Annotated in this window: 9 protein-coding genes; all 9 read left to right on the top strand. The window is 44.2% G+C overall.

What is annotated here, in order from left to right; translation table 11 throughout:
• Positions 1-97: 97 nt before the first annotated feature.
• The 9 genes from CLHUN_RS07310 to CLHUN_RS07270 all read left to right on the top strand — a co-directional run bounded on the left by CLHUN_RS07310 (position 98) and on the right by CLHUN_RS07270 (position 13,712).
• Positions 98-694: a thiamine phosphate synthase gene (locus CLHUN_RS07310; protein WP_080063931.1), complete on the top strand. Its 597-nt coding sequence runs from the start codon at positions 98-100 to the stop codon at positions 692-694.
• A 151-nt stretch (positions 695-845) separates the two neighbouring features.
• Positions 846-3,233, top strand: a complete 2,388-nt coding sequence (locus tag CLHUN_RS07305; protein WP_080063930.1) for a hypothetical protein — start codon at positions 846-848, stop codon at positions 3,231-3,233.
• A complete protein-coding gene (locus CLHUN_RS07300) occupies positions 3,233-4,168 on the top strand; it encodes an ABC transporter ATP-binding protein (protein WP_080063929.1) in 936 nt (311 codons plus the stop codon). The genes CLHUN_RS07305 and CLHUN_RS07300 overlap by 1 nt, the downstream gene beginning before the upstream one ends.
• Positions 4,165-5,061, top strand: coding sequence for an ABC transporter permease (locus tag CLHUN_RS07295; protein WP_080063928.1), 897 nt, complete (start codon positions 4,165-4,167; stop codon positions 5,059-5,061). Before CLHUN_RS07300 ends, CLHUN_RS07295 begins: the two co-directional genes overlap by 4 nt.
• Positions 5,058-6,668, top strand: coding sequence for a hypothetical protein (locus CLHUN_RS07290; RefSeq protein WP_080063927.1), 1,611 nt, complete (start codon positions 5,058-5,060; stop codon positions 6,666-6,668). Before CLHUN_RS07295 ends, CLHUN_RS07290 begins: the two co-directional genes overlap by 4 nt.
• 326 nt (positions 6,669-6,994) lie before the next feature.
• Positions 6,995-7,984: an AAA family ATPase gene (locus CLHUN_RS07285; protein WP_080063926.1), complete on the top strand. Its 990-nt coding sequence runs from the start codon at positions 6,995-6,997 to the stop codon at positions 7,982-7,984.
• Between the two features lie 30 nt (positions 7,985-8,014).
• A complete protein-coding gene (locus CLHUN_RS07280; protein WP_242656465.1) occupies positions 8,015-8,899 on the top strand; it encodes a DUF58 domain-containing protein in 885 nt (294 codons plus the stop codon).
• On the top strand, positions 8,868-10,763 hold the full coding sequence (locus CLHUN_RS07275) for a vWA domain-containing protein (protein ID WP_080063925.1): 1,896 nt from the start codon (positions 8,868-8,870) through the stop codon (positions 10,761-10,763). The genes CLHUN_RS07280 and CLHUN_RS07275 overlap by 32 nt, the downstream gene beginning before the upstream one ends.
• A gap of 87 nt (positions 10,764-10,850) precedes the next feature.
• Complete coding sequence (locus CLHUN_RS07270) at positions 10,851-13,712, top strand: VWA domain-containing protein (protein ID WP_080063924.1); 2,862 nt, start codon at positions 10,851-10,853, stop codon at positions 13,710-13,712.
• The last annotated feature ends 139 nt before the right edge of the window (positions 13,713-13,851 follow it).

The raw sequence follows: 13,851 nt of genomic DNA, 5'->3' as shown, positions 1-13,851 counted from the left end.
TTTTCCTGACCGGGCAATATAAGTTTTAGGTGTTACAGACCACTAGGCTGACGGAGCCGGGAATGCAGGGGTGAAAAAAGTGAGTGCAGGAGAGAGTATGCTGATAATTGTAACCGACAGGAAGCTTTGCAGGGACCATTTTCTGGACCGTATCAGACAATTGGCCCGGGAGGCCGGGCCTCGTGCAATATTACTCCGGGAAAAGGATATGGAAGACCGGGAGTATGCATTGCTGGCAAGACAGATAAATTCAATTTGTCTTCAATATAAGGTGGATTTTATTGTAAACCATAAGGTTGAGGTTGCCTTGAGCTTGAAGCTTCCCTATTTGCACCTGTCAATGCCTGAGCTGAGACAGCACAGGGACAGGATAAGCACTTTCAGGTGCACAGGTGCTTCGGTACATTCTGCCCAAGAGGCTCTGGAGGCCCAAAGTCTGGGAGCAGGCTACCTTATAGCGGGACATGTATTTCCCACCGAATGCAAGAAGGAGCTGGCTCCAAGGGGCCTTGACTTTCTTAGGGAGGTTTGCGGGGCTGTACATATACCTGTATACGCTATAGGAGGTATGACCGTGGAAAGGTCAAGGGCAGTTCTGGAGGCGGGGGCAGGAGGTGTATGCGTTATGAGTGAGGCAATGACCTGTGTACAGCCCTCAAGCCTGTCAGCATTCAACAATATTACAGGTTTCTGATTTCAGCAGCCTGAAAGTGTAAAGAAAATAGAAATGATTTGTTAAGGAAAAATTAAGACTCTGTAACTTGGTGGGCTATCCACAATATGGTATAATAGGGAGGGCTGGACAAAGAAGCACAAAAGACAGAAAGACAGAAAGAGAGAGTCAGATGAAAAATTTATTTAAAGTTTTAGTTGCGTCAGTTATTATTTTTTCCGCAATTTTTTCGGGTTTTTCCGCCGGGGCTGCCGAAACAGCCAAGGATGAAAACAAACTTGAGGTTAAACTCAATGTTGGATTTAACGACAATTATAAGATTGGCTTCTCAACACCTGTAAATATCAGCATTAAAAACAACTACAAGGACATTGACGGTGAAGTGGAAATCCGTGTTCCAAGCTCGCCGGGCAAGTATATGAGCTATGTGAAACCCGTGAGCCTTCAAAAGGGCGCCGAAAAGCTCATTACCATAAATGTTCCCATCGGAAACGACAACCGTTCCAAGTATTCTGTAAACATTTATGACGGTGACCACAAGGTATATGAGGATTCCATTACAACTGTGGCCTCAAATAACATCACAACTTTTATAGGGATTTTAAGTGATGATTTCGACAGTCTTTCCTATATCAATTCAGCTCCTGCTTCTACAGGAATGTCTTTGATTACAAAAACCATAAAGCTTGATGAAAAGAATTTTCCAGAGGATATTTTTACACTGAAAGCCTTTAATATTCTGGTAATTAACGATTTCGACACCTCCCGTCTGAGCAAGGGCCAATATGAAATTTTAAAACAGTGGGTGAAAAACGGCGGAACATTAATCGTGGGAACAGGGTCTAAGTATAATAAGACCTTGTCGGCTTTCAAGGACGATTTTATTCAGGGCTCCCAAGGAAGTATGCAGGAGATAGCCACCTCGAAAATTTACGAGCTTGCTACAAACGGTGATAACAAAAATGAAGCCAGGCTGGACGTGCTTTCTCTTTCAGTAAAAGACAGTGCGGTTTTATTGGAGGACAAGAATGTAAGCCTTGTGCAGGCTAATGAAAAGGGTACGGGGGTTGTGGGAATTCTGGCCTTTGATCTTGGAAAGGCCCCCTTTGTAAACTGGAATAATAACACTGTTTTTATGGAAAAAATCCTGGCACTTGTAAATCCGAGCCTGACAAGTACAAATAATATTAACAATGGTGTGACTTATTTCAATAATGATATTTATGGCCTTCAGCAGGCCGTGAACATGTTTTCAGAGATGGCAACCGCAAGAACCTCCAGTTTTTATCTGATTTTGCTTGCCTACATACTGGTTGTAGCCCCGTTGAGCTATTTTATACTTAAAAGGCTGGACAAACGTGAATGGATGTGGCTGACAGTGCCGGTGCTGGCTGTGGTTTTCGCCGGGATAGTGTATATAACAGGCAGCGGCACAAGATTGGGCAAAATAACCACAAACGTGATTTCATATATAAATATTGACAATAAAGGAAATGTCTCCACAGACACCTATGCCGGCATATTGAACACAAACAAATCAAAGGTCAAACTGACAAGCCAGAGCGGTGACCGTTTCATTCCTGTTGCAAATAATTATTACAGTGACCGTGAAACTAAAACAGAGGTGCAGGAAGCAAAAATCCATACAGGTGAAGACAGCGGAATAGAGTATAAAAACAGCAGCCTGCTGGAGACCAAGATTATACAGATACAGGAGGCTTCTCTTGAACTGGGCAGGCTTGAAACAAATCTGAGCTTAAAGAACGGTAAAATCTCAGGTACTATTAAAAATTCCACTGCCATGGATTTGGAGGATTGCCTGCTGCTGCTGCCTGACGGCTACTATATAGTCAGAAGCCTCAAAAAAGGAGAAACCGTTGATTTGGCAAAGCTTAATGCAAACAACCACTTTGGCAATATGTACGAAATAGTAAATGATGTCTATTTCAGGAATAATGCGGGTCTGACGGGACAAAGCACCGTGGACCAGAAGAGAATGATGGATCTGAGGCAGGAAGGGAACATACTTCAGAGATTGTATAACTATGGAAGTTCACAGATAGACGGCATTAAATTTATTGGTTTTTCCAAGACCCAGGTTCACAGTACTATGCTGGTAAACGACGTACAGGCCAAAAAGAATGAACGGAATATTCTTATAATGCCGGTAGACATCAGGTTCGCGGACGGAGATACACTGGAATATCCCATGGGCTTTGTGCCTTATGAAGTGATTAACACCTCAAATGTTAATTTTGATATGAACACCAGGAGGTTTTTTGGAAACGGTTCTGCTGAAGTGGTGTTCAGGATAGATAAAGCCATGCTTGTGGAGGAGATGGAAGTGAAGGCCTCTGGGAAAAATACCAAGGCCACCAATTCCAGCTATATGATATATAATATCGGTGAGGAGATATACGAGCCTGTGGACGATATTAAAATCAGCGGAGAAAAACTCAGGGCTTATTTGTCTTCCGACAACACAGTAAAGCTCAGACTTGAAGTTACCGACGGTGAAATAGGGCTGCCTCAAATGTCTGCAAAAGGGAGGAATAAATAATGCTCAGAATAGAGAAGCTTTACAAGAATTATGGAAGATTTCGTGCTGTTGACGGCTTGAATCTTCATATACCAAAAGGAGAGATATTCGGCTTTGTAGGACCGAACGGAGCAGGCAAGACAACCACCATGAGAATAGTATGCGGACTTTTGGATGCAACCTCCGGAAAGGTATATGCAGATGGTATAGATGTAATAAACAAACCCAGGGAGCTGAAGCGGAAAATAGGCTATATGCCTGACTTCTTTGGAGTTTATGATGATTTGAAGGTAATGGAGTACCTGGAGTTCTATTCATCTATTTACAATATTACCGGCAGCGAAAGTAAAAAGGTGTGCCAGGACCTGCTGGAGCTTGTGGATTTGTCGGACAAAAGGGATTTTTATGTAGACTCCCTGTCCAGAGGAATGAAACAGCGTCTCTGCCTGGCCAGAAGCCTGGTGCACAATCCCGACCTGCTGATTCTGGATGAGCCTGCTTCAGGCATGGACCCCAGGGCAAGAATTGAAATGAAGGAAATACTGAGAACTTTGAAAAGTATGGGGAAGACTATAATAGTCAGCTCCCATATCCTGCCGGAGCTTGCAGAACTGTGTACAGCCATAGGCATAATAGAAAAAGGCAGAATTGTAATGAGCGGTACGGTAGAGGAGATTACCCGCAAGGTATATCATGCTCAAACCATCAGGATAAGGGTTATAGACAAGCTTGACGAAGCCGTAAGAATTCTTCAGGAATATCCTGATTTGGATGGTGTGAACCGGGTGAGTGAAAACGAAGTGGAGGCTTCCTTTAAAGGTGACGAGCATTTCATGAATGCTCTGCTGGTGAGGCTGATCCAGCAAAATATACCTGTAACTGCTTTTAATCAATTGGACGGAAACCTTGAAGATATATTCATGAAGGTAACTGCTACCGGGGAGGAAAAACAATGAGCACAAATGTAAACAGACGGCGTTTTCGAATAAATCCCGTACTGCAAAAGGAACTCAAGGTCAAGATGAGAAGCTGGAAAGCCGCCATCTTGATAGGTGTTTATAACCTGGTTTTATTATTATTGACCATATTTATTTTAAAGATGACTATTGCAAATGGTGCCGGAGTTCCCACTCAATCAACCATATTTGGAACGTATGCTTTTCTGGTGGCCGCACAGTTCGGACTGATTGCGCTTATAACTCCCGCATTGACTGCCGGAGCTGTATCAGGAGAGAGAGAGAAGCAGACCCTGGATATACTTTTGTCCACGACTTTGAATCACGGCTCAATAATAACGGGCAAATTGTTTGCATCTTTAAGCCAGGTAATCCTGCTTCTGATATCTTCAATACCCGTATTCTCAATAATATTTCTGTACGGCGGTATAGGTTTTGTACAGCTTATTCAGGTTTATCTGTTTTTTATTGTTGTGGCAATAACACTGGGAAGCATCGGTATATTCTTTTCAACCTATATTAAGAAAAGTACCGCCGCAAATGTTCTGACCTATGCTGTGGTTGTATTTCTTGGCATTGGGACTCTTCTCATCTCAATCTTTTATGTACAGATGGTAATAGTTCCGGGTAATCCTAATACACCCTACGAAGGTACCTTCTGGCTTTTCAACCTGAATCCCGGACTGGCTCTTGTTTCACTGGTTGCAGACCAGTTTCAGGAGGGGGCGGGACGTATGTTCCCCGGCTTGAATCTGACGGTTCAGGAGGGAAGTCTGCACTTGTGGCATATTAATGTTATATTTAATATTTGTTTATCTGTCCTTCTGCTGTTTTTAAGTGCCATAAAGCTTAATCCGGTAAAAAGGAAGCTGTTCAAAAGGAGCAACGGATGATATCAGAGAACCCTTACAGTAATATTTTCAATAAGTTGGGAAAAGTCCGAAAAAGAATCATACTCAAACTGATTCTTCGCAACGGAGCGGCAGGCATATGCCTTTCTCTGGCGGCAGGTACCGTTATGGGACTGCTCTCACGGTTTATACCTATATACAGGGTATACCTGTTATGGGGCTATGTCTGTGCAGCAATCTTGCTGCTTTCCCTGATAAGTGTTCCCTTTTTTATTCCCAGGCAGCGGAAGCTGGCACAATTGCTGGATTCCTTCGGGTTTCATGAAAGGCTCTCGACTTCTTTGGAACTGGAAAAGGAAGAGTCTCAATATAAGGAACTACTTTTGAAGGATACTGTAAGTAAACTGGATACAATTGATTATAGAAATAAAATAAAGCTTTTGCCCCAGAAAAAAATTATGATTGCATTAATTATTCTTTCTCTGGTATTCGGAGCATCTGTATTTCTGCCTCAGCCTTTGCAGGAGGAAGCCAGGCAGGCTCATGAATTGAACGTATATAAAAAGGAGCAGAAAAAGAAGGTTGAGAAGACAGAAAAGCAAATAAAGGAAAATCCAAAAATTTCCGAAGCTCAGAAAAAAGAATTATTGGATAAGCTAAATGCTTTAAAACAGGAGCTCAAAAAGGCACAGGATACCAAAGAAGCCGATAAGGCACTGGAAAAGCTGGCTAAGAAACTGGAGCAGAAAATAGACCCTTCAAGGGACCAGGATTTGAAAAATCTGGCGGAAAAGCTGGCCGGAAATAAGGATTCCAAGGCTTTGGCAGATGCCCTGAAATCTGAGAAGGCAGACGATATCAAGAAAGAGCTTGATAATCTGAAGGATAAAATCAGCTCAATGAATGCTGAGGAAAAGAACAAGCTGAAGGATGCCTTGTCAAAGGCTTCAGCTTCTGTGAGCAGCAGTGAATTGAAGGACAGTCTGGACGGCTTGGGCAATGCTGTAAGCAGTGGGGATGAAAATGCCATAGGCAAAAGTGTGGACAAACTGGGCGGAGCTGTTGGCAGCAGCCTTTCTCAGAAGAATATGAACAACGCGTTGGCTCAGGCTCAGAATAACTTGCAGCCCAACCCTCAAAATGCTCAAGGCCAAGGCCAAGGCCAAGGTCAAGGCCAAGGCCAAGGTCAGGGTCAAGGCCAAGGCCAGGGTCAGGGTCAAGGCCAAGGACAGGGTCAAGGCCAGGGCCAGGGTCAAGGCCAGGGTCAAGGCCAGGGTCAGGGTCAGGGGGGCAGTGGCGCCGGCAGTGGCAGCGGGAACGGAGACGGCGGAGTTACTCCCTACGGACAGGGCGGTATTGCAAACAAGAGCCCATCCCCGGGGAAGGAAAAGGAATATGAGAAGGTCTTCACGCCTTCCAGATTGGGCGGCAGCGGTGAAGCCTCTGTAATTACCGGCAAGGGCAATAACAGCGGAAAAAGTGAAACAACCATAACCAATGATGCAAACGCAGCCCTGGGTGAGCTCAAGCCCTATAACCAGGTGGTGGGGGAATACAGTGAAAAAGCTATGGAAAGTATGGATAACTGGTCTATTCCCGGTGGTATGGAGGACATAATCAAGGACTATTTTTCATCGCTGCAGGATTAAAATGAACCAACTGCTTGCAGCAGTAGTTGGAGGATAGTACAACATTCGGTAAATAGGGTGCATAAATTTGGAGAAGATTTTTTAGAAATACAAGGCGGAGGAGTGCGGAATAATTGTTGTATTTCAATCAAGAATAACTATGTTATTCTTTTCGACAACGATGTAGTTCAAAAAAATATACCCAAATTATGTGCCAGGATTTACCGGATGTTGTACTAGAGTGAAAGATACATGTGGCAAGTCAAAGTGGATTTCACGCAGCGAAAGCCACTGCGTGTCTTTCATTACTATTTGTGTACGCGCTATGCGCGTAGATGGGAGATAATATGGACGAAAAGGAAATCGCAGGTATAGTAAATACCATAAAGACAGTTGAAAATGAGGTAGGGAAGGCCATTATCGGTCAGAAGGATATTATTCGCCAGGTGCTCATAGCCGTATTTACCGGCGGAAATGTACTTCTGGAAGGGTCACCGGGGCTTGGCAAGACTCAGCTTGTAAAAACTCTCTCAAGGGTTCTGGATCTATCCTTTTCAAGGATACAGTTTACTCCCGATCTCATGCCGGCCGATGTGGCCGGTACAAATATAATAATGAAGGATGAAAAGGGCAACAGCAAATTTGAATTTCAGAAGGGTCCTGTATTTGCCCACCTGGTACTGGCGGACGAAATAAACAGAGCCACTCCAAAAACTCAGTCTGCCCTGCTGGAAGCCATGCAGGAGCATACTGTGACAGTGGGAAACGGCACCTACCATCTGGAGGAACCTTTTATGGTGCTGGCAACCCAGAACCCCCTTGAAAACGAAGGCACATACCCTTTGCCGGAAGCTCAGCTTGACAGGTTCCTGTTTAAGCTTCTGGTGCCCTATCCAAATCTGGAGGAGCTTAAGGGCATTATTGGTGTTACGGTAAACAACCAGGCCTCGGAGCTTCAGAAGATAATAAACAGGTCTCAGATACTCGAAATAAGAGATATGTTAAAGCAGGTTCCAATGTCCAAGCTGGTGGAGGAATATGCCCTTAAGGTAGTTCTTGCAACCCATTCGGACTATGAAAGGGCTCCTGAACTATCCAAAAGATATATCAGATACGGAGCAAGCCCCAGGGCTGCTCAGGCCATTATTTCCACGGCCAGGGTGAGGGCTGTGATGGAGGGGAGATATAATGTATCCTTTGACGATATCAGGTATGTTGCTCCATCGGCCTTGCGCCACAGGTTCTTTATGAATTTTGATGCTGTCGCGGATGGAATTACTGCCGAAAAAATAATTGATGAGATACTTGCAAGCCAGTTGGATTCGGTAAAGGTTTAAGGCAGGCCCAAATTTTTGCAGGAAGGCTGAATGTTACTTGCTATGATGGAAAAAGTGTTTGACGAGGATTTTTACAGAAAACTTGAAAGTATATCAATAAAGGTTCGCATGACTTTGACGGACGGAGCCGCAGGCGGAAGAAAATCAAAAGCCAAGGGCAGTTCTGTGGAATTTTCAGATTTCAGGGAATATACGCCCGGAGATGATTTCAGAAGGGTAGACTGGAATGCCTTTGGACGTTTTGACAAGTTATTTTTAAGACTGTTTATGGAGGAAAGGGAGGCCCTGCTGAATATTTTTTGCGACTGCAGCAAGTCAATGGATTACGGTGAAAAAAACAAAGCTGCCATGTCTTTGAGAATAGCAGGCATAATGACTTATCTGGCACTGAACAACCTGGACAGGGTATGCCTGAACAGGCTTACAGAAAGCACTCTCGTCCCGTCCAGTTCTTTCATGGGTAAAAGCTCTTTTAAGAAGGCCCTTCAGTTTCTTGAGTCAGGCAGCTTTACAGGAAATACAAATCTTGCTGCAAGCCTGAAAAGAAAGGATTTGAAAAGCAGAGGAATTTCCGTGGTTATTTCCGACTTTTTTACCTCCGGTTCAATTGATGAAGTAATAAAATACCTGGCTTTTAAAAAGCAGCAGATAATTTTAATACAGGTACTGAGTGAAGATGAAATCAATCCGCAATTAGGCGGACAGGTACGGTTGGTGGACAGCGAGACCGCAGAGGAGATGAATCTGACCATAACTCCAAAACTGTTGAAGACTTACAACCAAAAGCTGAAAACGCTGCAAAGCGGAATAAAATCCTCAGCCAAAAAGTACGGAGGAGTGTTTTTTCAGCTATCAACCTCAGACAGCCTGGAGAAAATCGTGTTTGAGGATTTTACCAGAGAGGGCATCGTTTGAAAGGAATATTACCGGTATGAGACTTATATCTCCAAACGGGTTATGGTTTTTAACCCTTATCCCGATTTTTGTTCTAATGTATATATTGAAGCAGAGATACGAAGAAACACAGATATCAAGCCTGTATCTCTGGCAGCAGGTTGTTATGGATCTTGACGCTACCAGCCCGTTCCAAAGGCTGAAAAGAAATCTGCTGTTTTTTTTGCAGTTGCTGGTATTGCTATTGTGCATTTTTGCACTTGCCAACCCTTTCATATGGTGGAAAAACAACAATTATCAAAATATTGTCATGGTGGTTGATGCCTCCGGAAGCATGAGCGCTTTGGGGGAAAAGGATAAAAAGTTGGAAGAGGCAAAGCAGAAGGCGGAGGACTTGGTAAATTCCTTATCGTCGGGAACTAAAATGACACTTATCTCAGCGGCTAAGAACATCAAGGTCGAAGTCAGCGGGAGCACCGATAAAAAGGAGGTTCTGAGCAGGCTGAAGGGAATAGCGCCCACAAATAGTGAAGGCAGCCTGGAAGACACCTTTTCACTGGTAAAAGCTATCAGTGAGCAGTACCAGAGCTGCAGAACCGTTTATTTTACCGATTATAATCCTGATTTGAAGGAGTTGGACGGAGAAGTAGCAGTGCTTGGCCCCCAAAGGCCAAATGTGAGCCTGGACTATATTGCCGCTTCAAGAGGAGACCAACTGCTGAAGGTAATGCTGCGGGTGACCAACCACGGAACAGCCGCCACAGATGCAGAGCTCTGCCTGTATGGAGAAGAAAAGCTTATTTCCATCAAAAATGAAGAATTAAAAGCCTGTGAAACAAAAACAGTTTATTTTGATAATGTTCCTGCCGGCAGTAAATATATTTATGGTGAATTATCAAAAGAAGACGGTCTTATGGAAGACAACAGGGTATATACGGTAATCAGGCAAAAGGAAGCCAAAAGAGTTTTGCTTTCAACCGGGCAGAATGTTTTTATGGAAAAGGCCTTGAATACCTTAAAGGATATTGAACTGTTCAAGACACTTCCGGATGAGAAAATTGAAGAGGGCTTTGATCTGTATATTTTTGACGGAGAGTACGCAGGTAATCTGCCTCAAAAGGGCAATATACTTTTTCTCGATCCTCAGAAAAGCAATGGCTTTTTTAAGACAGGAGAAGGGCTTATAGGCGGTAAAGCTGAAATATCCCCCCATTCTGTAACAAAATATATGAACAACAGTGATTTTGTCATATCCCAAATAAGCTCTCTGGAAATGCCATACTGGGCAAGCCCTTTAATAACGGTAGGCGACAGGGAGGCAGCTTTTGCGGGAGAATTCAAGGGACAGAAAATAGCCGCTCTGGGGTTTGACATACACAACTCGGATTTCCCTCTTACGCTGGAGTTCCCTATTTTCGTAAATAATCTGATTTCATATCTTATTGACAGGGATACCATGGCAGCTACCCAGTATAGCTGCGGACAGGAAATAGCTATAACTCCTTTGCCTGAAGCCGAAAAAATATATGTTAAGACTCCCGAAGGGCAGAGAACGGAATTAAGCTCGGAATATCCTGTTAAACCCTTTGAACAGACCAGTCTTTCGGGAATATATGATATAAGCCAGAAGGTGGGAGAAAAGGAAATTGAGAAACTTGTAGCGGTAAACTTTCCTGTCTCAGAAAGCGGTTTATACAATAAGGATGACTATGAAAATGCCGGGAAGGATACTCCGGCAGCCGGCACCACGGCCGATAGCCGCCTACAGGAAGACAGCCGGGTCAATGACCGCGGAGGCATCAATCTTTTAAACATATTGCTGGCGGCTGCTCTTCTTATGGCAATTGCGGAGTGGATGGCATATGTCAGGCAATACAGGGTATAGTCAATTCCTGAAGGTCTCTGCAAAGGAATATTTTATGGGCTTGTTTCACTTCAAGCTATTCAGATGCTTTAAAGAAAGGATATAGTTATGGGCCTGAGCTTTGAAAGACCATATTTGCTGGTTTTAATTCCAGTGCTGTTGGGACTGGTCATATTATCAATCAGATGGTTAAAAAGGATGAACAGGAATAAAAAAACCTGGATAACGGTCTTAAGGTGTGCGGTGCTGGCATTGCTCATTTTGGCCTTAAGCGGCACGAGTCTCACATGGAAGCTCAATAATGTGACAACTCTCTTCCTCATAGATGCATCGGATTCAACCCTGTCAGGAAGGAGTCAGATGGAACAGTTCATACGTGAGGCCTATAAGCTTAAAGGACCTAAAGACAAGCTGGGTGTAATATCCTTCGGCGACAATGCACAGGTGGAGAGCTTTGTCAGCGACGAGGCCAGTTTTTCCAAGATTGAAGGCAGGATAAACGGCAATTACACAAATATTGAAAATGCGCTTGCCACCTCACTTTCACTTTTGCCCGGCAACAGCAACAAAAGAGTGGTGCTGCTTTCAGACGGAGAGGAAAATTCCGGAAGTGCGGCCAGGATAGCTATGTCCTTGCAGGAGCAGGACATAGACTTTAAATATTATAAGGTTGAGAAAAATACCGGGGAGGAAGCCCTGGTTGAAAAAATAGAAGTACCTGAAAGACTGGCTCTGGATGAGGAGTTTAATCTTGTGGTGACAATAAACAGCACAACGGTTCAGCAGGCAAAATTAACTCTTGTCAGCGACAGGACCAAATTATCCGAGCAGACGGTACAGTTGCAGAAGGGCACCAATAAATTTGTATTCAGAGACAGAGCGGTTTCAGGAGGGTTTAAAAGCTACAATGTATTGATTGAACCGGAAAAAGACAGCCTGCCTCAGAATAACGAGGCGTCCGCTTTTACAAACATTGTGGCAAAGCCAAAAATACTTGTGCTTGAGGATCAAAAGGGGGAAGCCGAGGAACTGATAAAAATGCTCAAGGCCTCTTCCATGGATTATACTCTGGTGGATGCAAAAGCGGCGCCTGGAAATGTTCAGGATATGAACGCCTATAAAACCATCATTACCTGCAATGTACAGATAGATAACCTCAACAGCGGCTTTAAAAATTCCCTGGAGAGCTATGTAAAAGATTTCGGAGGAGGTTTTATTGCCACCGGAGGTGACAATTCCTTTGCCCTGGGAGGGTATTCCAAAACTCCTTTGGAAAAGGTTCTGCCGGTATATATGGATATGCGGGGCAAGAAGGAGGCACCCAAGATGGCACTGCTGCTGATAATTGACAAATCAGGCAGTATGTCCGAGGGGGTTGCAGGCATAAGCAAGGTGGATATGGCAAAGGAGGGCGCTATAAGGAGCCTTGAATCCTTAAGGGCGGGTAAGGATGAAATCGGAGTCCTTTCCCTGGACGGAGCCTATAGCTGGGTTGTAAAAAGACAGATAATAAATGATCCCAAGGCAATTGAGGAGGACATAGGCTCCATTCGCGCAGACGGAGGCACCAGTATAATACCTTCACTTAAAGCTGCATATGAATCTTTGAAGGAAAGTGATGCAAAAATCAAGCATATTATTTTGCTCACTGACGGCCTGGCTGAAAGAGTGGGTTATGACAGCCTGCTTCAGGATATCAACAAGGAAAGCATAACCGTATCTACCGTTGCAGTAGGGCAGGATTCCGATAAAGCTTTGCTGTCCATGATAGCCAACAGTTGCAGCGGCAGGTTTTATGTTACCGATGCTTATTCAAACATACCCTCAATATTCACGAAAGAAACCTTCATGGCTGCCAGAACCTATTTAAACAACAGGGAATTCACCCCTGTGATAAATTATGAGCATTCCGTATTAAAGGGAGTGGCAGAAGGCGGACTGCCGTCACTGCTGGGCTATGTTGGTGCATCCCAGAAGGAAACGGCAAGAGTGGTTTTGAGAAGCGACGAGGAAGATCCTATTCTGACGGTCTGGCAATACGGGCTGGGGAAGGCTGTTGCCTGGAACTCGGATGTTACCGGCAAATGGAGTTCAAATTACATTCCCTGGGAGAAGAATATCAAGCTGTGGCAGAACATTATAAATTTTACTGTTGAAAACTACAACAATGAAAATGCCTCCCTGGAAATATCGCAGCAGGGTTCCAAGGCAACCGTAACCTTAAAGAACAAAACTGCCGACAATGAATTGAACACAAAGGCAACCGTACTTACTCCTTCGGGAGAGACTGTGGAGGCACAGCTTAATCCTGTGGCTCCCGGCGAGTATTCCGGCACTTTTGATATAAAGGAAGATGGAGTGTATATGGTAAGCGGAAAGCAGGAGAAAAATGGGGAGCTGGTGAATGCTTTGATGCAGGGCCACGCGGTCCAATACTCTCCGGAATATAAAATAAACAGCGGCGACAATATGGAAAAGCTGACCGCTGATGTGGGCGGAAAGCTGATAAAAGAACCTGAAGAGGTTTTTGCAGGGGATATAAGGCATAAAACAGGACAGAGGGATCTGACGGCTTACCTCATATCCATGTTCCTGATTTTATTCATGCTGGACATCGCTTTAAGACGACTGAATCTGAATGTAAACAGACTGCGTGCTGCCGCAGTGAAGCTGGGCGGCAGGTTTTACCCGGGCAGAAGTCCTGAGGCTGTTTCAAAGGCTCAAAGTAAACCGGCAGGTGGAGCTTATAAAAATGTTAAGCCGGACTTAAATGAAGGCAGCCGTCAAGGAACCTCAAGACCCGTTAATCCGGCGGGAAGCTATGAAAATATCGACCGCTATTCGGAAACAGCGGAAAGGGAGGAACAGAAAAAAGCCGGGCCCGATATGGATGAAACCGGCAGGACTGAACCCCGGCAGACGGACACTCTGGATACCTCACAACTGTTAAAGAGGAAAAAGTTTAAGTAGGTTATATAAAAGCAAATAAAGCAGCATAATGGCGAATCTTGTTGAAACATATCCAGAATTATACTATAATTGGATAATATTCACGCCGCCATAATTAAGGCGGTTCCATATACCGGCAAAGGTTCAATAATTAATAATG

This window comes from Ruminiclostridium hungatei (assembly GCF_002051585.1).
Classification (GTDB): Bacteria; Bacillota; Clostridia; order Acetivibrionales; family DSM-1351; genus Ruminiclostridium; species Ruminiclostridium hungatei.
The sequence above is the reverse complement of the archived record's forward strand: the minus strand, read 5'-3'. Positions and strand labels throughout refer to the sequence as shown.

What these genes read in the sequence shown, in the direction of transcription:
- CLHUN_RS07310 (WP_080063931.1), top strand. Translation starts at nt 98, where the DNA reads ATGCTGATAATTGTAACCGACAGGAAGCTTTGCAGGGACCATTTTCTG.
- CLHUN_RS07305 (WP_080063930.1), top strand. Translation starts at nt 846, where the DNA reads ATGAAAAATTTATTTAAAGTTTTAGTTGCGTCAGTTATTATTTTTTCC.
- CLHUN_RS07300 (WP_080063929.1), top strand. Translation starts at nt 3,233, where the DNA reads ATGCTCAGAATAGAGAAGCTTTACAAGAATTATGGAAGATTTCGTGCT.
- CLHUN_RS07295 (WP_080063928.1), top strand. Translation starts at nt 4,165, where the DNA reads ATGAGCACAAATGTAAACAGACGGCGTTTTCGAATAAATCCCGTACTG.
- CLHUN_RS07290 (WP_080063927.1), top strand. Translation starts at nt 5,058, where the DNA reads ATGATATCAGAGAACCCTTACAGTAATATTTTCAATAAGTTGGGAAAA.
- CLHUN_RS07285 (WP_080063926.1), top strand. Translation starts at nt 6,995, where the DNA reads ATGGACGAAAAGGAAATCGCAGGTATAGTAAATACCATAAAGACAGTT.
- CLHUN_RS07280 (WP_242656465.1), top strand. Translation starts at nt 8,015, where the DNA reads ATGTTACTTGCTATGATGGAAAAAGTGTTTGACGAGGATTTTTACAGA.
- CLHUN_RS07270 (WP_080063924.1), top strand. Translation starts at nt 10,851, where the DNA reads ATGGGCCTGAGCTTTGAAAGACCATATTTGCTGGTTTTAATTCCAGTG.